This is a genomic window from Halomonas sp. IOP_6, from assembly GCF_021151565.1.
GTDB lineage: Bacteria > Pseudomonadota > Gammaproteobacteria > Pseudomonadales > Halomonadaceae > Vreelandella > Vreelandella alkaliphila.
This window is the reverse complement of sequence record NZ_JAIRBO010000005.1, coordinates 28234-52907: the sequence shown is the minus strand read 5'-3', so window position 1 is coordinate 52907 and position 24674 is coordinate 28234. Positions and strand designations below refer to the sequence as shown.

Here is a 24674-nt window from a genome sequence, read left to right as displayed (position 1 = left end):
GAGGCGGAACAAGGTTGAGAAGTCGCTGAGAAGTTGTTGAGAAGTAGACGGCTACTGCTGATCACATGGAGTAACATGCGTGAGGCGACGTTAACGAGCACTTTGCTCACGCACAGCAGCAAGATCCCAGTCACGCATTAAGTCGACGGCGACATCTTGGGATTCCAGGTTTTCACCCTTCACCTGCATCATAATTCGACCATCGAGTAATAGCGTCACTTCTGCACGGGAGCGTTCAGGCTCCCACTTCACCACTGCCGCTTCACGCCCCAAACGAACACGCTCCATATTAGGCTGCGCGGCGATCATTGCCGGATTGTTAAACATTGCCCCCATGCTTTGTATCAGAGGACTATCAAGCATCATGCTAGCGGTCATCTGACCATCGCCGTCATCTTGTTGATAAGCGCGCTCAAGCGACGTACCACCAACGCCAAACATGGCGGCAGCTCCCCCTCCTGCGCCGCCTGAGGTCGCTTCATGTGCCGTCCAACCCTCCGGTGCGTCAGGGAAGGTTTGGGCAATCAGGCCTGACATCATCTTGCGCATATCTTCAATAGCAAATTCCAACTCGGTAATTGCCGCGCCGTACTCTTGCTCTTGATAGAGTTCAAGACCTAGTTCGATCTGTTCAACAACCTCATCCGCTAATACGCTTTGTGCGGCAGGAAAAAGTAGTACGCTAGCCACTACCGCCGCCTTTAGACGATGAGTCGACAAGATGTGATTCAACTCCATGACAGTTTCCTCTTTGATAGGTCTTGTTAGTTATTTCTATGGGAAAGCGCCTGCATCGCTGCTATCGCTTATGGAATTAGCTTTATGGTGCTAGCTTTAGTTTTGATAGCATTAGCAATACCGTCAAATTTAAAGTGATATCTAACGTTGAGACATGCCTAACATCAGCCCCTACCCGTTTGTTTGAACCGGATCGAAGCCTCTAACGTCATGCACTTAGCCGAAGGGGCGCGCAAAAAAAGTAGCGATTAAAAGCTGCGTTACTCAACGTAATAACGCTAGGCGATCAAGTAGTTAACTATTTATCACCTAGCGTTAGAAAACGCGGACAGCATCCGAATTAGAGGCGCGTTACTCTTGAGAAGCCGCTAGCGCTTGATCAATATCTGCTAGCAGGTCGTCGATATGCTCAATGCCAATCGACAAGCGCACCATATCCGGTGTAACACCTGCGGCCTTTAACTCCTGCTCATTTAACTGGCGGTGGGTAGTAGATGCTGGAATCGAAGAGCAGCTCTTGGCATCGCCGATATTAACCAAACGCAAAATCAGCGACAGGGCATCGTAGAAGCGCTCACCTGCGGCCTGGCCGCCCTCAATGCCAAAGCTAAGAATTCCCGAGGCATGGCCATTCATATAATGCTTGGCCAGCGCATGGTCAGGGTGATTTTCCAAACCTGCATAGTGCACCCAAGTGACCAACGGATGGTTTTCCAAATGCTTGGCAACGGCTAACGCATTGGCACAAATGCGTTCAATACGCAGTGACAGCGTTTCCAGCCCCTGAAGCAGGTTCCAGGCCGCTTGAGCCGAAAGCGCTGCGCCCATGTTGCGTAGCGGTACCACGCGAGCACGGGCAATAAAGGCGGCGTCGCCCACATCGCGGGTATAGCTAACGCCGTGATAGGAGATGTCTGGCTCGTTAAGCAGCGGGAAACGGCTGGCATTTTCCGCCCAAGGGAACTTGCCTGAATCAACAATCACACCGCCTACCGTGGTGCCATGGCCACCGATATATTTCGTGGCTGAATGAACGACAATATCCGCTCCGTGCTCAATGGGCCGACACAAGAACGGCGTTGCAGTGGTGTTATCAACAATCACCGGTACCCCATGGCGATGTGCCGCGTCAGCTAGCTTTTGCAGGTCCACCACGCCACCGGATGGATTACCGATGCTCTCGCAAAACACCGCTTTGGTACGCTCATCAATTAACGCTTCGATGCCGTCGATATCATCTTTATCGGCAAACCTGACTTGAATACCTTGGCGTGGCAAGGTGTGGGCAAACAAGTTGTAAGTGCCGCCATACAGCTCGCTAATCGAAACGATATTATCGCCTGCTTCAGCGATGGTTTGGATCGCATAAGTAATCGCAGCCATCCCAGACGCCACCGCCAATCCTGCAATGCCGCCTTCTAGCGCAGCCACCCGCTGCTCCAGCACCGAGCAGGTTGGGTTCATAATACGCGAGTAAATATTCCCTTCCACTTTCAGATCAAACAGATCCGCCGCGTGCTGGGCGCTATCAAATGAAAACGACGTGGTCTGATGGATCGGCACGGCAACTGCGTTTTGTGAATCAGGCGCATAGCCATGGTGGAGGGCAATGGTTTCAGGCTTCATAAGAACGGCTCGCTAGTTGATGAAGGATCACCCTTGATCCTAAACAAGCGCCACTCTGAAGGCCAACGTCGTTTAGTCGAGTTAATAAACCTGATGTGCTACATGTTGCACTTGTTCATGAAGATAGCCCTCAATCCGCTGTTTGAAGTATAGAGCCACATAGCGGCATACAGTATAGTTAGCGCGCTTTTATAAGCGCCATGTTGAATTCACAACGTCTATTATTTATCGACAAAGGAACTGGCGATGCAAACAACGCCCTTAGTACGCTCTACATTCTGCACCTTAGGTTTAGCTGCCATACTCACTCTCAGCGGCTGTCAATCAGGTGCAGACATGGGCGGTATGCTCTCCGCTGGCACCGGCCTAGTAGGCGCTGTCACCATGAGTGACGAACAGATGCAACAACTAGGTGATCAAACGATTGCCCAGCTTGATGCCGAAAACCAGCTTGTCGCCAGTGACAGTCAATATGCCGAGCGGCTGGCAAGCCTGACCCAGGGTTGGGAAAATATCGACGGAAACGATCTTGAGTTCAATGTCTATCAGTTGGATGACATCAACGCTTTTGCGGTACCCAACGGCTCTATCCGGCTGCATACCGGCCTAATGGACGCAATGACAGACGATGAAGTACGTTACGTTATCGCTCATGAGATTGGCCACGTGGCGCTGGGACACTCCAAGCGTGCTTTCCAAGTTGCTTACGCAGCATCGGCTGCACGTGAAGCCGCCGCTGCCAGCGGAAGTGCTACTGCTGCGGCACTGTCCAGCTCTGAACTTGGTGAGCTGGGCGAAAAGCTGGTGAATGCTCAGTTTTCCCAACGCCAGGAAAATGAAGCTGATGACTACGCTGTTGAGTTGATGCAGCAGTACAACCTGAATGCAGAAGCCTCTTTGACTGCGCTACGCAAATTGGAAGCAGCATACGGCAACAACAGCAGCTTTTTCTCCAGCCACCCCGCTCCAGGTGAGCGAGCTGAGCGCCTTGAAGCTACGCTAAACTAAGCGCAGCGTACTGCTCCACCACGTATTACTTCACCGTTCACTACTTCATTGCCTTGCCAAGTAAGCGCCTCTCGGTCTTGCTTGGCAAACGCATTGCCCTGTTCGCAACCATTTGCCCCTACCACCCGCTACCTAACGCAAAGCTGTCGTTTGACCTCACGGGAGCCGCGTGACGTTTCACTCGTCACACCTCGTTTTTATGCGTTAGTGACCAATCCTAGTCCCCGACGTCGCCCCTCAACAACCATTCTAAATAATAGAATGGTTCGAGTATTTTTAATCAATTTAATAATTATGTTAGCCTGCTTACAATGTCTCTCGTCGTCCATATAGCGATGAACAGTCATCGCAAATGTAGAGACGTTTTATTTAACGTGAGGTTAAAAGTTATGAAGTTAATCAATACAGTAGCAGCAGCCGCCCTAATTTTATTCTCAGGTGCAGCACTTGCCGAGCGCGGCTCTGGTGAAGCCAATCAGATCGCCTACCCTGATTCATCAGCACAACACCAAACCGACGCGAGCACGTTCAGTGCTTCTGAGTTACCGATTAGAAATTCGAAGTAATCAGCAACCTTCCTAAATCAGGAATTTGCTAATGGGTGGGCCTTTTGGTCCACCCTTTTTCATAGATGGAAAGAGCGGTATATGAGCGCTGATGCCCCCTCCATAGACGAAAATACTCGCTAGCGATCTCTTAAGACTTGCCTCTAGGCCTTTATGAAGCCTCCACAAGTCAACTCCGATTTACCGCTGAGCAACGCCTCTTGTTGTTCGCCATTCGAACAAAATGTTATTTTCTCGCTTCGTACCTACATTGACGCAGCCGAGACACTCATGAGTAATGCCCTACCAGAAGATGCTTTAAAACCGACGGATCGTGATTTTGTTGCCGCGCTGGCCAGCGGGCTGGAAGTCGTGATGGCGTTTGATGAGACGCACACGCGGATGACACTCAGCGAAGTCGCCGAGCGTACAGGAATGAACCGCGCGAAAGCACGGCGATTTTTACTGACGCTCCACGCCCTTGGCTATGTGCGCAAACAGCAACGCTACTTCGAGCTAACCCCCAAAGTGCTGCAGCTAGGCTACTCCTATTTAGCGTCTAATAATTACCGAGGCGTCATTCAGCAGTATCTGGAGGATATTACCCGCCAGTGTGGTGAATCTTCATCGCTTGGGGTACTCGATGGCGACGACGTTATCTATCTGGCCCGCTCAGCTGCCCCGCACCGCTTGATGGCGATCACGCTTTCCGTCGGCACTCGCCTACCGGCGGCATACACATCCATGGGTCGAGTGCTACTTGCCCAACTGCCGGATAGCGAGTTGGATAGCTACCTAAGTCAGCTCACCTTGACGCGCTATACCGACAAAACCATTACCGATAGCGCATCACTAAAAGCGGCGATTCAGCAAGCGCGGGAACAGGGTTATGCGATTACCGATCAAGAGCTTGATTCCGGCCTGCGCTCGATTGCTGTACCCGTGTTTGATACCCATGGAAAACTGATCGGCGCGATGAATATCAGTACCAATGCCGCCCGTGTGGATATGCCTACGCTGTTGGAAACGTATCGACCGTTATTATTGGAAAAAGCACAGCTCATTCGCCAGTCGGTAAGTGTGTAACCCCTTTAAATTATTGAGTTTGTTCAAGCTATGCTCAAACGACGAGTCCTCTACTCCTACGGGAGTCTGGGCGGACTTGTCTATTGGCTACCGCCTAATAGCGCTTGTGTTCCTGTAGAAACGTCCAATCTGGTCATATTAGCGACAGGCCAACCTGTCATTGCCCGTATGACCTGCCGAGAATATGCCAACACAAGGAAACAAAATCTGTCATTCGAAATGACGAGTAAACGACGGATGTCCTTGTTAACGCAGACTCCCTACGCTTAACAACAAAGACTATTTACTGTGGTGGCGTGGAGTGGCCCACAACAAAACTTACAAGGTAACCTCATGGACAACACTCGACTCAAAGGTAAAAACTGCCTCATTACAGGCGCAGCTCGCGGCATGGGCGCTGCCGTAGCCGAACACTATGCTGCCCAAGGGGCAAAGGTTTGCGTAGCAGATATCAATATTGAAGGGTGCGAAGAAGTCGCGGCACGTATCAAAGCAAACGGCGGCGATGCTATTGCAGTCAAACTTAACGTTACCGACCGCGCTGAAGTACAGGCCGCCGTAAAAGCCACCGTTGCTGCCTTTGGCAGCCTGAATGTTATGGTCAACAACGCGGGCATCAACAAGCCATTGATGTTCCTTGATATCACTGAGGAAAACTGGCATCAGATAATGGATGTTAACGCGCTGGGCTGCTTACTTGGCATGCAGGAAGCCGCCAAGCAGATGATTGACCAGGGCAAAGAAAACGGTCCTTATAAAATCATTAACGTTGGCTCAATTCTGTCTCGCCAAGCCTTTGACGACGTTGTGCCCTACTCATGCAGCAAACATGCTGTGCTGGCCATGATTAACGGCGGTGCCAAGGCACTGGTCGACCACAATATTACGGTCAATGGTTATGGCCCTGGCGTCGTGCGCACTGAACTGTGGGAGCAGCTTGATAAAGACTTGGTCAGTATCGGAAAATTCGATAAGCAGGGCCAGTCGATGGACGAGCTTGCTGAGAAAATGATCCTAATGAAGCGCTACTCCTACCCGGAAGATGTGGTCGGCACCGCCTCTTTCCTGGCCAGCGCTGAATCTGATTACATGACCGGTCAGTTGCTGATGATTGATGGTGGCATGATCATGCAGTAAGTCAGTCTCCGCCCCATGCCTGCGATTCAGACATGGGGCTAGTTACCTCACAACGGGCTCCCCCCTTCGGGAGTGCTTTTTTATCTTTGTGGTTTTCGTCCGTGTGATCCGTGAGTGTCCGTGGTCGGCCTCAATAATGCCCCTTTTCGCGCATCACCTTATCGGCACGCTCTTGAGCAATAGAGAGTGCTTTCTTGATAGAGCGCCGTCCATCCAGTACTTCAAATATCTCGTTTCCCGCAATGCTGATGACCTCCGTTACCCCAGGCACGGGCGGGCGTGGCCATGCCTGTAAAATATCCTTCTTTGCCATATCATCGACAATCTTAATCAGCGGCGATAATGCCGACACTTCAGGGTCCTGACTAACACTGAAACGAGGCGTTACCAAGCTACCGTTCATGATGTAAAGCTTGGACATATTGGCTGATGTCAGGTGTCTTAGCGCTGTCCATACCGCCTCAACACGCTCTGGTGCTAAGTTCGAGGGAATAGCGAGGGCATAACCACCAATCGGCGTAATGGCGCGACCATGATTTCCAACCGGATGGGGCAGATAGCCAGTATTGCCATATGCAGGAGAGTGTCGATCTAACTCAAACAACGGGGCGAGTAACGTATAACAGTAGGCCATACAGGCCTCGCCCGATGCGTACGACTGAGCACGTTCGTACCAGGACATACTAAGAATGTTCGGCGGTGAATATTTCAAAATATCCAGCATATATTCACAGGCCCTATAAGCGGCATCTGACTGAAACATTGGGCGCAATTGCTCGCCCGCGGCTTGCTGAAAGTCATAACCGCCCTTGCCGTTGGGGAGGTTAAGCAGCGGCTGACCGAACTTTGCCATTAAAAAACTAAACGTATGACCAAGGGGCGTGCCTCTTGCCGCATTCCAGGCAATGCCATAACGCCCTTTGGCTGGGTCATGTAACTGCCTAGCGACTTTAACCAGTGCTTCTGTGGTGGTGGGCGGCGTTAACTGCGCTGCCTCGAAAACATCCTGACGATAACAAAGTAATTCCGGTGTGGTTTGAACAGGGATACCGTACTGGCTACCCGTATACCCTGAGCTCTGAATCGCCATGGGGTGGAAATCAGAAAGATCGTAATTATCGCGTTTAATTAGCGTATCGAGAGGCATGAGAATCCCTCTTGCCGCTAATTCACCAAACCAGGGCAGGTCACAGGCCACGACGTCATAGCGCGACTTCGCCAAACGGGCATTATCGAGGATCTCATCTAGCAGATTATCGATTGACCGTGCTTTGTTGCGAATTTCTAGGCCAAAGATTGACTCTAACTGACGCTTAAGATTGTGCATGGCCATAAACGTGGGGTCAGCGTGGGCTAACACGCGTAACCCGCCCTTCAGTTCAAGCCGTGCAGACAGGACTGCTGGTGTTGATATCACCCGCTCTGAAGACGACGCCCCTAAGAAGATCTTACTGGCCGTTTCCGATGAGGGGTCGATTCCGAACAATGGGCCGAGGAGCCCTTTAATTCGCTCAGCGTAGCTTTCCCACTCCTGAATCATTTGAGAAGAAGGATGCAGCGAAACTGTTTTACCCGACTTGGTTCGTGGGCGTGAGATAAGAAGACCTCGCTGCATAATGCTGTTAATACCGCGCTTTGCCGTCCCATAAGTCAACCCAGACGCATCGGCCAGCGACGTTGGGGTGGTTAATCGACCTGCAAGATGGTTGCGCATGACGTGCAACAACATACGCATTTCGCGATAGCCGAGCGCCATGGAGAGCGTGCCTTCAGTTTCATCTTCAAATTTTTCAATGAAGTCGATAAAGCGAGCGAACTCTGTATTAGAAATTTTCGAGGAGGGCATTTGCGACAGCTTATCGTAAGGCCCCTCTGGATTAGCCTCATTTATCTCAGCAAGACCGTCTCTCATGACAACCCCCAAGCATGGTAAAGCCATAAGACTAACAAAGTAGTGATAAGTGCTTTTAACGATCAGCCGTTGTTTAAAGCATTCAAACGTCAGTTGATACCATTCATGATTAACCGGATGCCCAGTAAGATCAGTAGACAAAGAATGACACGGAAAAACACTTCACCATCAATACGTTTCTGAATCATCAACCCTAACCTGACCCCCAACCAAGCCACTGGCATCAGTAATAGCGCTATCGTCAGGTTATCGATATTTACCAAGCCAAGCAGAGTATAGGGAACCAGTTTTACCAGATTGGTAATCGCCAGAAAGACAACGGCTGTGCCTAGAAATTGCTGTTTCGTCAGTTGGCATTGCAACAAGTAAAAATTCAGCGGCGGGCCGCCCGCATGGGCAATAAAGCTGGTAAACCCTGCTATCCCACCACACAGTCGTCCAACCCAGCTAGGCATCAACTTGCCACGTAGCGGCTTGAATAGCCCCCATAGACCAAACAGCACTGAGAAAATCCCCAGCACGAGTTTCAGGAGCGCTTCATCAAACCAGCCATAGGTTAAATAACCTACTCCAACACCTAATATCGCAGGTGGAAACATCAGCCACAATAAACGATCAACCCGCTGTCGCCACCACGCTTTTAGGCTAAAGATATCCATCACTATTAGCAGCGGTAGCATCACTGCCACCGCAAATGCTGGGCTCGCTTTTAGCGAGATTAACGGCACGGCAACCACCCCCACACCGCCGGCAAAGCCTGACTTGGAAATACCTGTCAGCAGCACGGCGACCACCATCAAAATAACAAAAACCCAATCAACACCCATGACACACCTCATCAGTCTTCGAGCAGCAAACGGCTATTCGCAGATGAAAAAAGGGGCCATGACATGCACAGCCCCTTTTGCTCGGGTAATTTACCCCTACAAACTGCCCAGATGCTTTATCTGTCGGGCTTAAAGTACCTGTTATCGTACCTGTTATCGTACTTGTTATAGCACCTGGCACACTTCATCGAAGGAGAAGCGATCACCACGGGGGAACAATGCGCTGGCATCGCCATAGCCTAAGTTACATAGGAAGTTGCTCTTCACTTTGCCGTCCGGGAAGAACTCTTCATCCACGGCCGCGTTGTTGAAGCCGGACATCGGGCCAGCATCCAGGCCGAGTGCGCGAGCAGCCATGATCAGATAGCCACCCTGAATCGAGCTGTTGCGGAAGGCGGTGGAGTGAATGAAGTCCGATTTGCCTTCGAACAGTGATTTAGCATCTTTGTTGTGGGCAAACATGCGCGGCAAATGCTCATAAAACTCGGTATCAAAACCAATCACAGCCACCACTGGGGCTTTCATGGTCTTCTCCTGGTTGCCCGGCAGCAGCGCTGGCTTCAAGCGCTCCTTGGCTTCGTCAGTGGTCAGGAAAATAATCCGCGACGGCTGACAGTTCATGGATGTGGGGCCAAAGTGCATCAAGTTATACAGTTCACGCAGGGTGTCTTCACTTACCTCACGGTCCTGCCAAACGTTGTGAGTACGTGCTTCAGTAAACAGTGTTGCGATAGCTTTTTGATCAATCATTGTCATGTCATTTCCTCTTTCGGTTTAACCAGCTCAGTTCGAGCCGGGCGTTCAGGGTAAGCTCAAGCCGTCTTTAAGCCGAAGTTGTAATGAAAGTAGCGGTAAGGGGTTTCCATCTGCCGACCATCGGGCCCCTGACCCGCTGGCTGCTGCGCAAACTCTTTGACCAGTGAATCTTTCACGCCAAAGACCGCATCCGAATCGAGGTAGGGATCATTCTCAGCGAAGATTTGCGTGACCAAGGTTTCGTACCCCGGCGCCATCAACATGAAATGCACATGGGCAGGGCGATAGGGGTGACGACCCGTGATTTCGAGCATCTTACCCACCGGCCCATCGGTCGGAATCGGGTAAGGCGATGGCGTGACCGTCCAGAAGGCATAACGCCCCTGGTCGTCGGTGTGAAAGCGCGCGCGTAACGAGGCGCTTTCAAGCTCAGGCTTCTGGACGTCATAAAAGCCTTCACTGTCCGACTGCCAGACATCAATGGTGACATTCGCCAGCGGCTTGCCCTGGTCATCGTGGACATAGCCCTCGACAAATAAGGGCTCCCCTTCAACGCCCCAGTTAATGGCGTCGCCTTGGCTCGCCTGGGGAGGATCTGCCACGTAGAAAGGCCCCAGCACGGTGCTTTCGGTAATTTTGGGGTCGCTTGATGCGTGGTTAATGGCATCCACCAGCATCGTCACGCCGAGGGTGTCAGACAGCAGAATGAATTCCTGGCGTTCGTCATCGCACATTTGTCCTGCACGGGTGAGAAACTCAATTGCCTGGGTCCACTCTTTCTCGGTGGGCTTCACCTCGCGCAAATACGCATGCAGATGTTTTACCAAGCCATTGAGCAAGGTTTTGAGCCGTTCGTCCTCACAGCTTGAAAATTCATTAATCACTGCCTGGGTAATATTGTCGGTGGTCAGGTTACGCATCTTACTGCCCTCCCTGCTGTGCAGGCGTTGGCTCACCCAGCCCGGAAAGGCGTTCGGTGTGATGTACGGTAGCGATATAGTCATCATCGCCATGCCCGGTGGCGATCAGCGCGGTATAGGCTTCACGCATTTGCGCGGCCAGCGGCGTCGACACCCCGGAGCCATGGGCACAGTTCAGGATCAGGTCAAGATCCTTGGCCATCTGGGCGGCGGAAAACGTCGAGGTGAAATCGCGCTGTGAAAGCGGCGGCACCTTGTACTTCACCATAGGGGAGCCCACTGCGCTGTCAGAAATCAGCTCCAACATGGCGTCCCATTCAATGTTGCCTTTACGCGCCAGCGTCAAGGCTTCGCTCAGCATGCCGGCACTCACCGCAATCATCAGGTTGATGGCCAGCTTGGCGACCCGAGCCTGCTCTTCATCGCCTAGCCAATACTGCGCCTTGGTAAAGGCGTCAAACACCGGTTTCGCCGTTTCCAATGCATCGCGTGGGCCAGACACCATCGCCGACAGCGTGCCGGCCTCTGCCGCCACCGGGTTGCCGGATACCGGGCTGCGCAAATAGGCAATGCCCTGGGCCTCTGCGGCTTCGGCTACTCGCGCCGAGGCTTCAACACTCACCGTGCTGGTTTCAATCAGAATGCTGCCGGGCGTCATGTGACGAATAAGCTCACCCGAATCAAGGCACAGGCTGATCAGTGCCCGGTCATCGGGAATGGAGACAAACACCAGGCCACACTCCGCCACGGCGCTGGCAAGCGATTCATGCGGGGTAATCCCTATGTCTTCGGCGAGCGCCAGACGCTGCGCTGAAAGATCAAAGCCTTGAACGGCCGTCCCTGCCTGAATAATCCGGGCGGCCATCGGCAAGCCCAGCTTGCCCAGGCCAACCCAGGCGACCTTGGAGGATGAATGGGACATTTAATGTGCCTCCTGTGTGGATTGAGCTTCACGCTCCAGCAGCTCGGCGTGAATGCGATGGCCTGAAGCGGCAAGCTCGGCAATACCCGGTTGGATATTCATCAACAGACGACCGCCACGTTTTTTGAACTGCCCGGCCACCATGACACTGTCGACGTTGGCAAGGCTTGTTTGCATAACGACCGTAGAAACGGGATCGTTAACTGGCTGCATATTGAGCTGGTTGCTATCCAACAGCACCAAGTCAGCCTGTTTGCCTGGGGTCAGGCTGCCAATGCGGTCATCAAGCCCCAGGGCTTTTGCTCCATCCAGGGTGATCCAGCCCAGCGCTTCCCGAGTGGTAATGGTCGAAGTATCGGGGATCTTGCCCAGCTCTCGGCGAGAGGCATCGTTATCCAGGGCGCGCTGCATCCCTAGAGCGGCTCGGGCTACGCTGAACATATCGCCGGAAAGCACGGACTCAAGATCTACCCCCAATGAGACTACGCCGCCGTGCTGGCGCACCAGTCCAGTCACCGGAAAGCCATGCCCCTGGGTCATCTCGTTTTCCGGTGCTACTGAAAAGGTCACGCCGCTGGCGCAGAACCTAGCCATCTGGCCATCATCCAGGCTCTGGCCATGCACAATGTTGATATCCGACCCCAGCAGACCACGAGCTTCCACTTCGTCCCAGGCGCCGGGCGACACGGCTTCGCCACCGCCCTGATGCATGGATGCCACCAAGCCAAACTCTTTGGCCAGGGAAAAGTCCTGCAGAGTGACATCCAGGGTGGAGTAATGCGGCCCCAGAATCGCCATCCCCAAAGTGACCAGGCCATCAGGATTAGACAGCTCCCCGCCAAGCAGACGCTCTATTTCATGGCGCGGGTGGGGAATTTCACTAAAGTGCGGTTGACCGGGCTTGGGGTCCGGCTTTGGCGAGCCGTGCATGAACAGGGCCCGAATACCGGATTCCTTCAACCCGCGCACAGCGGCATCGGTATGCTCAGGGGTCGGATTGTTATGGCACCAGTCACCCAGAGTGGTGGTGCCGCAATTAAGCTGGTTGATGGCGCCCATGCGGGTCGCAATGTAGATATCGTCCGGCGTGAACAGGGCCGCCAGCCCGCGGTGCACGTGACGAAAATATTCCAGCAGCGTCCAGTTGGCAGCTACGCCGCGCAGGCCGGTCTGCCAGGTGTGCATATGGGCATTCACCAGGCCGGGAATCAGGATACCGCCGCCACAGTCAATGACCTCGGCGTCCTGGGTTCTGGGGTCAGCCGTCAGATCATGACCCACGGCAGCAATGCGCTCGCCCTCAATCAGCACCTGGCCGTCGCTGAGTTCGCCTAACTGCGGGTCCATGGTGACAATGCTGGCGTTGATCAACAGGGTTTTCATTGCTCACCCCCGTTATCTGCCTGTGGCCGACGCCCGGATTGGGCATCGGTCAACAAACGACGAATGCCATTCGCTTCCACGTCGCGTGGATTCCAGTACGGGTTACGGGTAGCAATCTCAGTGGCACGTTCAACGTCTTCCACGCTAAACCCGAGTTCAGAGAGCGCGCTTGGCGCCCCGACGGCACGTCCCAGGTCATACAGACCAGTGGCGGCATCGTCGCAGCCCAACGCACGGCAGATACGCGCCATGGCCTGCGGCGCGGCCGGGGCGTTGTAGGCCACCGCATAAGGCAACACGATGGTGTGCGTTTCTGCATGGGGAAGATTGAAAGAGCCGCCCAGGGTATGGCACAGCTTGTGGTGTAGCGACATGCCTACCGAGCCCAAACAGGCGCCACACAGCCAAGCGCCGTAAAGTGCATCGGCACGTGCGTCGACGTTGGACAGATCATTGGCGATAACCGGCAGGCTTCGCGCCAGAGCAGCAATGCCTTCTTCGGCCATCAGTGCAATCACTGGGTTGCCATCGCGGGCATAAAGCGCTTCCACCGCATGGGCGATGGCGTTAATACCACTGGTGCCCGACATACCAGCTGGCAGCGTCAGGGTCAGGTCAACGTCGTAAATCACCGTTTCCGGCAGCACGTCTAGGGTACGCTGGGTGGTTTTCTCACCGTCACGGGTTTCACCCAGGATCGGCGTCATTTCCGACCCGGCATAGGTGGTGGGAATAGCAATCTGGGCTAACCCTGTGCGCAGCGCTATCGCCTTGCCCAAGCCAATGGTAGAGCCACCGCCAATGGCGATGGTGCAATCCACGTCCAGTTCCTTGACGACCCGCATGGCATCATCCGTGATATCTACCGGGGTGTGCATGGCAGCCTGGGCATAGACACCGACGCCTTTATCACCCAACTGCTGCAAGACATCCTGGGCCTGCTGGTGCTGCTGGGGCGTGGCCAGAACCAAGGCACGTGAACAGCCGAGATGAGCAAGCTCTTCACTTAGACGTGACAGGGTTCCTCGGCCAAACACCACGCGGGATGGTAAGCCATTATAAACAAAGGGTTGCATGGAACATTCCTTATACGTTTGAAGTGGTCTGTATGTGCTCTTTGCAGTGCACATCAGTCGCAACACAGCGAGCTAGCTCGCCTGTGCCTGCCTGCCCATGCCGGTAATCGCCTGAACCAGTTCGTCCTCACTGACGTTATCGCCATCAAATTCAGCGGTCACACGGCCGTCGTACATAGCGATAATGCGGTTACTCAACCCCAGCACTTCCGGCATCTCGGAAGAGATCACCAGCACCGCATAGCCGGATTTAGCCAAGTCTTTCACCAGGGTGTGAATTTCCGACTTGGAACCTACATCAATGCCTCGGGTGGGCTCATCAAGAATCAATAGCTTCGGATGGGTATGCAGCCATTTGCCGATAACAATCTTCTGCTGGTTACCGCCACTTAAATTGCCTACCTTCTGGCGCCAACTGGGGGTTTTGATTTTCATTGCTTGGTGATATTTGTCGTAAACTTCGCGCTCTTTAGAACTGGTCATAAAGCCCATTGACGACACGCTAGACAGGCTTGCCAGGGTCATGTTGTCTCGGCAGTTCATGCCCAGAATCAGCCCTTGGTCTTTGCGGTCTTCCGGGACTAACGCAACGCCACTGGCGACTGCATCATGGGCGCTGCGAAAGTTGACAACCTCACCATCCAGTATCACTTCCCCAGCGGAAGGTGTTCGCAAACCAAAGATGGTTTCTGCCACTTCAGAGCGCCCTGCTCCAACGAGACCATACATGCCAACAATCTCGCCCTTGCGCACGTTAAAGCTGACGTTCTCAAACACCCGCTTCACTGAGAGGTTACGCACTTCCAGCAGGTTGTTGCCAAAATCACTGGGCTTACTGGCATGATCAAGCTCCAAACTGCGACCGATCATCATGCGGGTGATTTCGTCTTCGTTGGTATCTGCGGTATTGACCGTGCCGGTGTATTCGCCATCGCGTAGTACTGAAATGCGGTGGGAAAGATGGAAAATCTCATCCATGCGGTGAGAGATATAGACGATCCCCACGCCCTGCTCACATAGCGAGTTGATCACGTCGTAAAGCACTGGTTTTTCATGGTCGGTGAGCGACGCCGTCGGCTCATCAAACACCACGACGCGTGGGGTAAACGCCAGCGCTCGACCAATCTCCACCATCTGTTTTTTAGCAATCGATAGCGACCCAACCAAGTCATCGTGCTGAAAACCGCACTTGAGCGTCTCAAGAATCTTATTGGTATCCTCGCGCAGCTTACGCCAGTCAACACGGTTGAACGGCTTTCTTGGCAGGCTGCCCAGAAAGATGTTTTCGGCCACCGTCATTTCCGGTACCAGCGACTGCTCCTGATGGATCAGAACGACCCCTGCACGCTTAGCATGCTTAGGGTTTTCAAAGGCCATCTCCTCACCACCAAGAGTAATCTTGCCTTCATTGGCTTGATGCTTACCGGCCAGCACCTTCATCAAGGTTGATTTACCCGCGCCATTCTCCCCAAGCAAGGCGTGTACCTCGCCGGGACGGACATCGAAATCAACATTGTTGAGTGCCACAACACCAGGAAAGCGCTTGGTGATGCCTTTAAGCTCAAGTATTGGCGCAGCATCGATCGGCTGGCGTGATTGGTTGGGAGCATTCATATCCGCACCTCCTTGGCCGAGGGCGCATTAAGTTTCTTATCAATGATCAGTACTGAAATAAGGATCGCACCGAGGATCACCAGCACGTAGAAGGCAGGCACCTGCATCAGGTTCATGCCATTACGCAGAATACCAATCGCCAGTACGCCGCCCAGGGTTCCTACTATGCTGCCGTAGCCACCGGTCAGCTTGGTGCCGCCCAGCACAACCGCGGTAATCACCCAAAGCTCATAGTCACGCCCCAGGTTTGGCGTTGCTGCGCCCATCTGGCTGGCCAGCAATACACCTGCCAAGGCAGCAAAGAAGCCCACAATAATAAAATTGATCATCATGTGGCGTCCCAGGCGGATGCCCGCATCGATGGAGGCTTCTGGGTTGCCGCCAACGGCAAAAGTATTGCGGCCATGGCCGGTACGGGTCAGCACCAAGTGCATAATTAACGCGCAGGCTAGGAAAATAATCGCCAAGACAGGAAACGGCCCAATCGTGCTGGTACCAAAGTCTGCAAACGCAAAGTTCATGGCAAAGAAGGACTGCTCATCGGTGTACAGAAAGATCAGGCCACGCACACCAAGCATGGCACCTAGCGTGACGATGAAAGCGTTGACACCGGTTTTCCACACCACAAAACCATTCAGGGCGCCCAGCAGAATTCCTGAACCCAAGGCCGCTAGAATCGCCAGTGTCATGCTCACTTCCTGCAAACCCACCGCTAACGATGCAGCAAGCCCCAATATTGCTCCCACCGACAGATCGATGTTGCCGTTGATCATCACGAAGGTCATGCCTAGCGCAACTAGGCCAATCGTTGAGGTCTGCACCAGAATATTGGTGATGTTGCCAAACGACAGGAAGTACTCCGACATAAAGCTGAAGAAAATAAAGAGCGCGATAACAAACACCCAGATAGGCTGGATACTCGTCCTGCCACGGAAGAATCCTTTAATAAACGACATACTGTTTTCCTCCGTGCTATGAGTGGGTCGTGAACAAGCGCTTACGCTTGTTAGCGAGATCCAGCCATACGGCTAGGATGATAATCACCCAGGTCACAATCCACTGGATGTAATAGGGGTAGCCCATCAGCAGCAGGCCATTCTGGATAAAGCCCAGGATCAACACGCCAATCACGGTTTTCCAAATACTGCCCGCACCGCCGAGCAAACTGGTTCCGCCAAGAATGATGCCGGCCAGTACCAGCAGCTCGTAGCCCTGGCCTACGTTGTTTTGCGAGCCCATTACCCGTGAGCCAAGTACCAGGGCGGCACAGGCCACACAAAAAGCTGAAATTAGATAGGTGCTGAACACACACCAGTTTTTACGAATACCGGAATAAACCGCCGCCATCGGGTTGCCACCGACCGCAAAGATGCGCCGACCGTACCCGGTGTAGGACATCACTACCTGCATTACGATGGCCAGTAGCCCAAACATCAGAATGGGAACCGCAATACCACCGACATAGCCGCGTCCAAAGAAGGCAAACCAGGTGCCTTGCTGATCGGCGATATCAACGTTCTGACCGCCGCTGTAAATCAGCACGAAGCCTTGAATAGCCGACAACATCGCCAGGGTCACAATCAGTGAATTGAGACGCAGAAAACCAATCAAAAACCCGTTCACAGCACCGATCATCAAGGTCAGCACGAACATCAACAAAATAGCGTTGGTGGGGCCAATCTTGTCGTGTAGGTCAACCACCAGAACAGTGGAAAATGACAGCATCGAGCCAACGGAAAGATCCAAGTTGCCACCGATAATCACCACGGTGACACCGACGGCGATGATGCCAATGATTGACGCCTGACGTACCACGGTCATGATGTTGGACTGAGAGAGGAACTGCTCAGAAAAGAACGAAAAAACAAACATACTGAGCAGGAAAAAAATGAGTATTCCTTGTGCCGATAGAAAACTCAGCATACCAGCCTTGCTGAGCTTTCCCGTCAGCAACCTAGGTTTTGATTGCTCTGCGGAAGCCATGCTATTCACCTATATAAAATCACCCCGGAAGACACCGATTAGCACGACGTTTGTTCTCACGCTAACCATGCCTCCGACGCAGAAAACCTGCCTTTAGGGTCACGCCGTGTCAGTGTTAGTGGGCAACACCTGCGGCACCAAACCGTTCGCTCTACCTTTAGAAAACCGGGCGGTCGAACTCTTCAAGGTTTTCAGCAGTGATTTTTGGCGTTTCGAAGAAATTCATTTTCGGGATATCTTCGCCAGCCAATACATCCAGAGCCGTTTTTAGGGCAGCCTCCGCATCATCAACAGGTGACTGATAGATGGAACCGTAGTATTCACCCCGCTCAATAGCGTCGTAGCCGACAGCGAAGTTAGTAGCACCAATGAAAATAATCTCATCAGCACGTCCAGCGCCATTGGCAGCATTTAAAGCGCCGACGCCCATGTTGTCATCGCCGGAATAAACACCATCAATACGGTCATATTTGGTCAGGAAGTCTTCCATCACCCGCTGGGCTCGCTCACGGTTCCAGTTACCCGGCTGAGTTTCCATTAGCTCAACGCCTGGACAAGCTTCTGCAAGACGCTCCTCAAAACCACCGGCACGCTCCATCGCGGTGGTATAGCCCGGCTGACCAGAAATCTGCACGATTTGACCTTCACCGCCCAAGGCATCACACATCATCTCGGCAGATGAAATACCCTGCTGAACATTGTCCGGCCCAGAAAAGGCAGCGATGAACTCAAGACCCGCTTCAGCAATTTTAGAGTTAGTAACCACCACCGGAATGCCGGCGTTATGCGCTTGGCGAATCGCAGGAATGACCGCTTGGCCGTTGGTTGGCCAAATAATGATGGCATCAACACGCTGCTGAATAAGATCCTGCATCTGGCCAATCTGACGTGCGACATCGCCACCGGCATCCAGCACGACAATATCTACGTTGCCAGCGCGCTCTGCAGCGGCTTCAAAGGCGCTTTCATAGGTTGTTTGGTAACTATCGACACCGACGTTGTTTTGGGTAATGCCAATGCGGTAGGTAGTTTCGGCTTGAGCCGTCGTGATCGACATCATAATGACCGACACGGCAATAGCGGTTTTCTTGAACATTGCGTTACTCCTGACGTTTTTTAGTAATTGTTTTTTAGCCTGCAGGCTATGCAAGCCTGGGTTTGGAGCTTACTGCTGAGCTTTGTTCCAGCACAACGTGACCGAAGTATAGAAATGACCAAACTGGTTATTTTGTTTTGTTACTTGAACACGACGATATGCAGGTCATTCATCAGCAAGGTCTTAGCAGAAAGAAAAGGAAGAAAAGGAAGGAAAGGAAGGAAAGGAGAAAGATTACTGAACAGAACGACAACGGCCTCTATCACAGAGGCCGCTGGGCATACACCTACTCTAAACGTTTAATAAAACCACGCCATAGCGGCTTAACGATTTCGGTCAGGCAGATCAGCCAAGGCATTGTGCCCAATAGCACCGCTGTGCTGCTGGGACGTTGATTCTGGGTAAGCGATTTGATTATCTTCACCCGAACCGCGCTCCGCTAATGCAACACCAGAAACCAGTGCAAGAGCGATGGCAGCGACGATATTAATTACTTTCATTATTCATTCTCACTCGTTTTAATTGGTTAACTAATAAATTGAGTTATTAATAAATAGAGCGGTTAATAACTAGAACAACTCATCAATGATTGCTCAGTGACCTTAATTCCCACGGTACGTTGAGTAGCCGTAGGGGCTAAGCAGTAGCGGTATGTGGTAGTGCTGATCGGCCTCTTCCACTACGAAAGGTACTGGCACATTGGGGAAAAACGTAGCGGTGTCATGCGCTTCAAACCATTCACCGGTTTCAAACGTGACACGGTAAGTGCCTGGCAAGAACGCTTCATCAGTGGGGTAAAGGGCTGATACACGGCCTGCATCGTCGGTAGTTGCCGTTGCCATCAATTCCCAGCCCGTATCGGTATGACGCTCAAGTTCCACATCAACGCCAGGAGATGGCTGGCCGTTCTGAATATTGAGGACATGAACACTCAGCGGGTTATCAGCCGCCAGTGCTGTGGCAGCAACACTGCTAAGAGCAATACCAGCAAAAAAAGCAGACAATAGTTTCATAACAACATCCTTTTAGTGTGATAGGAGTAAAGCGGTGTTTGTGGGATTTACTGGGGTATCACGCTGTCGATAGCCGTTAGGGCACAGCCTTCGTCAATAGCAGAACCACCCGCCCCAGCAACACCAAGGGCACCAATCAGTTCACCTTCGATTCGGAGCGGCACACCTCCCCCCAACAGCAGCAATTCATCCAACGTGTTTAGGTTTGCCGACTCAGGGTCTTGGCGAGCATGTTCAGATAACGCGCGACTAGTACTGCCCGTCGACAATGATGTAAATGCTTTGCGTTGGGCGGCCAACGTGTTGTGGGGGCCGATGTTGTCATCGCGTTGCAAAGCAACCAGATTGCCACCACGATCTACTGCAGCGACCACCGCAGTGCGGCCATCGGCATGACACGCTTCCAAGGTGGCATTCACTAAGCGATTAGCCAGATCTAGCGACAGTGTCTGCTGCTGGAGCGGCCCGGTATCGGCAAGTACGCTACCGGCCAACAAGACAGCGCCAAGCAGAGGCAGGCGAGCACGTCGTGATGTCATGAAAGTCTCCTTATCAAGTGATGGCATCATCCTGACAGCTCGACCTCGTCAAACACCTGACGGCAGCATTACAGATTTGTAATGTGAAAAAGCGTCCGATCCGGCTACTCTGTGTCGATTTCGCGGGGTGACTGTATGCGTATCCTGATAGTAGAAGACGAGCAAAAAACCGCTGATTACCTGAGCAGAGGGCTTGGTGAATCGGGCTATGCTGTTGAGGTAGTTCGCGATGGATATGATGCACAGCACTACATTGAAGAGTACGAATTCGACTTGATCATTCTTGATGTCATGCTGCCCGGCCTTGACGGCTGGCAGTTACTACAAATGGTCCGCCAGCGAAGCCAAGTACCGGTGCTTTTTCTGACCGCGCGCGATGCCGTAGAGTATCGCGTCAAGGGGCTGGAACTGGGCGCAGACGATTACTTAGTAAAGCCCTTCTCGTTTGTCGAACTATTAGCCCGAGTACGTACGCTGTTACGCCGCAGCCCGCCTCGCGAGAGAGAGCATTTTCGCGTAGCCGATTTAGCAATGGATGTTTTGCGCCGCCGAGTCACCCGCCAAGGCGAACGACTTGCACTCACCAACAAAGAATTTGCGCTTTTAGAGCTGTTTCTCGACCGGGAAGGCGAAGTGCTATCACGTACCTATATTGCTTCTCGGGTTTGGCAGATGAACTTTGACAGCGACACCAACGTCGTTGAAGTAGCTGTACGGCGACTTCGCGCTAAAGTCGACGACCCCTTTCCCACTAAACTAATCCACACCGAGCGTGGCATGGGCTATGTGCTTGAGGATCGTTCCTAATGCCAGCATTAAACTCTCTAGCAACGCGCCTATCGTTACTTTTTGCCCTTGTCAGCACACTACTGCTGGGAAGTATCGGCACCTATCTCTACCATTCGTTAACCCGTGAAATAGCATGGCGTGATGACCAAATGCTGCATGGACGCCTGGAACGTATGGAGGCGCTGCTTGACGATAGCGAAAGCATCGCGATGCTTCACCAGCGCCCTCAGCTCTATGCCAACATGCTAGGCAATCGCGACAGCCTGCTGTGGGTACTTGATAGTGAAGGAAAAGTTCTCATTGAGGTTAATCCCAGCAATGTGCCCGTGCCAGAACTGCCAATGACGCCATCCGTTCGCTTTAGTGATATGCCTGAATCGATCCAGGCGAGACTGGCGTGGCACACTCTTGAGCAAGATGGCCAGCCATTAACTCTGGTCGCAGGCAAGCTGCTAAATGAGCGAAATCAGATGCTCGCTGCCTATCGGCTCAAACTATGGGTGGCATTAGTGACTGGAGCATTACTGGCTTTTTTGCTTGGCTGGGGCGTCAGCCGACAGGGGCTTCAACCGCTGCGCCGCCTGGCTGAGCAGACCAACCGCATTGACATTCGCCAATTGGATCGACGCTTGAACGTGGCTGGGGAAACGGAAGAGATCAACCGTCTTAGCCAAGGCCTGAACCGTATGCTGGGTCGATTAGAGGAAGGATTCTCCCAACTCTCTCGCCACTCAGCCGACATGGCTCATGAGTTGCGCACCCCCTTAACCAATTTATTAGGGCAAACACAACATACGTTGCGCCGGGAAAGAAGTAATTTGGAATATCGCCAGGTACTTGAATCGAATATCGAAGAGTATGAGCGCCTATCAAGAATGATCGACAGCCTGCTATTCCTAGCCCGTACTGAAAGCCCATCAAGTGATATTCCCAAGGAGCGCGTCGATATCAGGGAGCTAGTCACCCAGCTATGTGATTACTTCGAGGGCATGGCGGAAGACGACAACCGCACATTGATAAATCACACTAGTGGTAGCGTACTTGCCAACTGCGATCTATTGCGCACGGCATTAGCCAATCTAATCGCTAATGCCCTACGCCATGGACGTTCAGGAACACCTATCCGCATTTATACCAAAAACGTTGAAAACCAAATTGAGTTACACATTCATAATCATGGGCCTGTCATCTCACCAGACGATCTGCCAAGAGTGTTTGAACGGTTCTATCGCTGCGATCCAGCGCGAAGCGGAGTGGCAGGCTCAGGCGGCTTAGGCCTAGCCATTGTTCGCTCAATTGCTCAGTGGCATAAAGGTGACGTGCGGGTCGAAAGCGATGCCGAAAAAGGCACTACCTTTACGCTCTTACTCAGCATTAACGACACGCACTGATACGGTTACGACTCTCTTACTTAACACACTAACTTATTTTTTGTTATCACCTAGCATTATCTAAAAAACAAATAACAACTATCAGCCTCACAAAAACTAACGTTTTCTTAAGTTAATTTTTAATAAATTACGCTATAGTTTACTGTAACGTATGTTAATTCTTAATGATTTTGTGAGGAAATATATGATGCTACGCCTTTCTAAACCTCGTTTAGCGCCGCTATGTATCGCCGTTGCCAGTATCGCCATAGCACCCACCGTATCCGCTTGCACTTCCCTTCTCTATAGCGACGCAAATGATCACTATTATGCGGGCCGCACCATGGAATTGCCCATGGAGTTACCTTACAAGGTATCTTACTTTCCTGAAGGCACTACCTTTGGTTCGCAAGCTGACAAACATCATGCACTAGACTTTACTGGTCAAAACGCATTTGTAGCGATTAGCGTACCTGACCCAGTCTCAGGAGACGTAAAAGTAGCGGAAGGGCTTAATGACAAAGGCCTAACATTCAGCGTGCTGGCATTCGCGAGTACCGAAGGTCCCGTAGATATGGTCGACAACACACAAGCAGTGCTAGCCGCTATCGACTTAGGCGCCTGGACGCTTTCTCAGTTTGATACAGTCGACGAAGTCAAACAGGCATTAGAAGAACAACCTGTATTAGTCACTTCATTACTACCCCATGGGTTACTAAAAACACCGTTCCATTACACCCTGCATGACGCTACGGGTAATTCAATTGTGATCGAGTTTGCTAACGGCGAACAAAATATTATTGATAACCCGCTAGGTGTTATGACGAATGGGCCAGAATTTTCCTGGCATATGACTAACCTGAACAACTACACATTTTTAAGCAACATTGATCAATCAAAATTGGAGCTTAATGGGGTAACACTCGCCCAACCTGATTCAGGCATCGCCACTGCTGGGCTCCCCGCCTCAAACACATCGGTTGGCCGCTTTGTACGCGCCGTTTACTATTCTCAGTTTGCCGAAAAAGCGGAAGATGCTGATAATGCAATCACCACGCTGGCGCACGTCATGAATAATTTTGACCGTCCGCGCGGCATTACTATCGACAACCGTTTCCATGATTCTATTGAAAACATTGCGGCCCCAGGCGTTAACAATAATCGCGTCTACACGTCTGAGTACACCTCCTGGACGTCATTGATTGACCTCCAGCAGCGGCACTTCCACATACGCTCTTACGACAGCCTTAACTATATTCATTTCGATTTAGATGAGCTAACTGATATTGATGAAATACGGCACGTCGAACTTAAAGATGTTGTCCATGGCCCACAAGATGCCACCGCATCCTTACGCCAATAAGCAATTCTCTGAAGAACTTGATTCGATAAAATACTTTTATAAACAACACACTAGGTAATAAAACATACTAAGCCGTTATGCGAACCGTCCAGGGCAAGAGCTAGCACCTCTTGCCCTACAAGCTCTAACTAACCTACGACACGGTCTACTCACACGTTAACGCCTACCCTCTAACCAGGCGTTAATTTCCCGAGCGACAAGCTCTGGATGCGTCATGTGGATACAGTGCCCCTCGCTTGCCATAACACGCAGTGTGCTATGAGGCATTTGCGCATGGATATAACGCCCTACTTCCGGGCTAGCAAGGGAGTCTACTTCGCTTTGAAGCAATAGCGCCGCGTGTTTCGCTTGAGGTAGTAAATGTCTGTAATCCGAAAAGAAGGTAGCTCGCGCAAAGGTTTTCGCCACTAACGGGTCGGTTGAACAGAAACTGCTGGAGAGCTCTCCAATTAACGCATGAGACGTCCCAGACCCCATAATCAGTGGTGCCAGATAATTAGCCCATCCGATATAATTTCGATCCATTAAGCCAATAAGTTCTTCCAGATCACTACGCTCAAAGCCACCGTAATAGTTGGGTGGCATATTGAGAAAGCAAGGCGAGGGACAAATCATAATATGACTAGCGAATCGCTCGGGGCTGGCAATGGCCGCTAAGAGGCCAATGTTGCAACTAACAGAATGCCCAACAAAATGCACCTCGCTCAAATTGAGAGCATCACAAATATCGGTAACATCACGAGCATAACCTTCCAGCGTATTATAGCGTGACTCGCTGAAGGCAGAAATTGTTGATTGACCTGATCCTACATAGTCAAACAAGACCAGCGTGTAGTGCTCTTCAAGCTGGGGGATAAGGTACTGCCACATATGTTGGTCACAGCCAAAACCGTGAGCGAGCATCAGGGTTTTATTGCCTGACCCAACAACGGTTACATTATTTCGAGCTATGACTCGCTCATTTGTTAACA

General features: G+C 52.0%; 24 protein-coding genes. 7 read left to right on the top strand and 17 right to left on the bottom strand.

From position 1 onward, the window contains the following. Positions 1–90: 90 nt before the first annotated feature. Positions 91–738, bottom strand: a complete 648-nt coding sequence (locus tag K7H08_RS10810) for a hypothetical protein (RefSeq protein WP_038478911.1) — start codon at positions 736–738, stop codon at positions 91–93. A 351-nt stretch (positions 739–1089) separates the two neighbouring features. Next, positions 1090–2364: an O-acetylhomoserine aminocarboxypropyltransferase/cysteine synthase family protein gene (locus tag K7H08_RS10805; protein ID WP_038478914.1), complete on the bottom strand. Its 1275-nt coding sequence runs from the start codon at positions 2362–2364 to the stop codon at positions 1090–1092. Positions 2365–2610: 246 nt separating this feature from the next. On the opposite strand from K7H08_RS10805, the gene K7H08_RS10800 reads away from it, so the two are divergent. From K7H08_RS10800 to K7H08_RS10785, 4 genes are all read left to right on the top strand, one after another. Next, a complete protein-coding gene (locus K7H08_RS10800; protein ID WP_231657909.1) occupies positions 2611–3372 on the top strand; it encodes a M48 family metalloprotease in 762 nt (253 codons plus the stop codon). 389 nt (positions 3373–3761) lie between these two features. After that, positions 3762–3938, top strand: a complete 177-nt coding sequence (locus K7H08_RS10795) for a hypothetical protein (protein ID WP_167457104.1) — start codon at positions 3762–3764, stop codon at positions 3936–3938. Positions 3939–4208: 270 nt separating this feature from the next. Then, on the top strand, positions 4209–5003 hold the full coding sequence (locus K7H08_RS10790; RefSeq protein WP_038478921.1) for an IclR family transcriptional regulator domain-containing protein: 795 nt from the start codon (positions 4209–4211) through the stop codon (positions 5001–5003). Positions 5004–5336: 333 nt separating this feature from the next. After that, the gene (locus K7H08_RS10785; protein WP_038478924.1) at positions 5337–6140 is read left to right on the top strand and encodes an SDR family NAD(P)-dependent oxidoreductase; all 804 of its coding nucleotides are present in this window, start codon (positions 5337–5339) and stop codon (positions 6138–6140) included. Between the two features lie 130 nt (positions 6141–6270). Here K7H08_RS10785 and K7H08_RS10780 read toward each other — a convergent pair whose 3' ends face one another. The 14 genes from K7H08_RS10780 to K7H08_RS10715 form a co-directional block, all read right to left on the bottom strand. Then, positions 6271–8052, bottom strand: a complete 1782-nt coding sequence (locus K7H08_RS10780; RefSeq protein WP_038478927.1) for an ABC transporter substrate-binding protein — start codon at positions 8050–8052, stop codon at positions 6271–6273. Positions 8053–8141: 89 nt separating this feature from the next. Further along, positions 8142–8879, bottom strand: a complete 738-nt coding sequence (locus tag K7H08_RS10775; RefSeq protein WP_231657908.1) for a sulfite exporter TauE/SafE family protein — start codon at positions 8877–8879, stop codon at positions 8142–8144. A 165-nt stretch (positions 8880–9044) separates the two neighbouring features. Then, positions 9045–9635 (bottom strand): malonic semialdehyde reductase, encoded by a 591-nt coding sequence (locus tag K7H08_RS10770; protein ID WP_231657907.1) that lies wholly within the window; start codon positions 9633–9635, stop codon positions 9045–9047. 56 nt (positions 9636–9691) lie between these two features. Next, positions 9692–10555: an intradiol ring-cleavage dioxygenase gene (locus tag K7H08_RS10765; RefSeq protein WP_038478936.1), complete on the bottom strand. Its 864-nt coding sequence runs from the start codon at positions 10553–10555 to the stop codon at positions 9692–9694. Between the two features lies 1 nt (position 10556). Continuing rightward, the gene (locus tag K7H08_RS10760; RefSeq protein WP_231657906.1) at positions 10557–11477 is read right to left on the bottom strand and encodes an NAD(P)-dependent oxidoreductase; all 921 of its coding nucleotides are present in this window, start codon (positions 11475–11477) and stop codon (positions 10557–10559) included. After that, positions 11478–12860: an amidohydrolase family protein gene (locus tag K7H08_RS10755; RefSeq protein ID WP_198349320.1), complete on the bottom strand. Its 1383-nt coding sequence runs from the start codon at positions 12858–12860 to the stop codon at positions 11478–11480. Beyond that, on the bottom strand, positions 12857–13936 hold the full coding sequence (locus K7H08_RS10750) for a maleylacetate reductase (protein ID WP_231657905.1): 1080 nt from the start codon (positions 13934–13936) through the stop codon (positions 12857–12859). The genes K7H08_RS10755 and K7H08_RS10750 overlap by 4 nt, the downstream gene beginning before the upstream one ends. A gap of 72 nt (positions 13937–14008) precedes the next feature. Beyond that, positions 14009–15550, bottom strand: a complete 1542-nt coding sequence (locus K7H08_RS10745) for a sugar ABC transporter ATP-binding protein (protein WP_038478945.1) — start codon at positions 15548–15550, stop codon at positions 14009–14011. Further along, positions 15547–16506: an ABC transporter permease gene (locus K7H08_RS10740; RefSeq protein ID WP_038478948.1), complete on the bottom strand. Its 960-nt coding sequence runs from the start codon at positions 16504–16506 to the stop codon at positions 15547–15549. Before K7H08_RS10740 ends, K7H08_RS10745 begins: the two co-directional genes overlap by 4 nt. Positions 16507–16522: 16 nt before the next feature. Further along, positions 16523–17533 (bottom strand): ABC transporter permease, encoded by a 1011-nt coding sequence (locus tag K7H08_RS10735; RefSeq protein ID WP_038478951.1) that lies wholly within the window; start codon positions 17531–17533, stop codon positions 16523–16525. Positions 17534–17690: 157 nt separating this feature from the next. Next, positions 17691–18629, bottom strand: a complete 939-nt coding sequence (locus K7H08_RS10730) for a sugar ABC transporter substrate-binding protein (protein WP_038478954.1) — start codon at positions 18627–18629, stop codon at positions 17691–17693. Positions 18630–18952: 323 nt separating this feature from the next. After that, a complete protein-coding gene (locus K7H08_RS10725; protein WP_009723019.1) occupies positions 18953–19129 on the bottom strand; it encodes a hypothetical protein in 177 nt (58 codons plus the stop codon). 102 nt (positions 19130–19231) lie between these two features. Beyond that, a complete protein-coding gene (gene uraH / locus K7H08_RS10720) occupies positions 19232–19642 on the bottom strand; it encodes a hydroxyisourate hydrolase (RefSeq protein WP_038478956.1) in 411 nt (136 codons plus the stop codon). A 47-nt stretch (positions 19643–19689) separates the two neighbouring features. After that, complete coding sequence (locus K7H08_RS10715) at positions 19690–20181, bottom strand: GlcG/HbpS family heme-binding protein (RefSeq protein ID WP_038478958.1); 492 nt, start codon at positions 20179–20181, stop codon at positions 19690–19692. A 135-nt stretch (positions 20182–20316) separates the two neighbouring features. Here K7H08_RS10715 and K7H08_RS10710 point away from each other — a divergent pair, with 135 nt between their 5' ends. The 3 genes from K7H08_RS10710 (at position 20317) to K7H08_RS10700 (ending at position 23703) form a co-directional block, all read left to right on the top strand. Continuing rightward, positions 20317–20988 (top strand): heavy metal response regulator transcription factor, encoded by a 672-nt coding sequence (locus K7H08_RS10710; RefSeq protein ID WP_198349316.1) that lies wholly within the window; start codon positions 20317–20319, stop codon positions 20986–20988. After that, positions 20988–22361 (top strand): heavy metal sensor histidine kinase, encoded by a 1374-nt coding sequence (locus tag K7H08_RS10705; RefSeq protein WP_038478965.1) that lies wholly within the window; start codon positions 20988–20990, stop codon positions 22359–22361. The genes K7H08_RS10710 and K7H08_RS10705 overlap by 1 nt, the downstream gene beginning before the upstream one ends. Positions 22362–22545: 184 nt before the next feature. After that, positions 22546–23703, top strand: coding sequence for a linear amide C-N hydrolase (locus K7H08_RS10700; RefSeq protein WP_231657904.1), 1158 nt, complete (start codon positions 22546–22548; stop codon positions 23701–23703). Between the two features lie 156 nt (positions 23704–23859). Here K7H08_RS10700 and K7H08_RS10695 read toward each other — a convergent pair whose 3' ends face one another. Continuing rightward, a complete protein-coding gene (locus K7H08_RS10695) occupies positions 23860–24606 on the bottom strand; it encodes an alpha/beta fold hydrolase (protein WP_084183764.1) in 747 nt (248 codons plus the stop codon). Between the last annotated feature and the right edge of the window lie 68 nt (positions 24607–24674).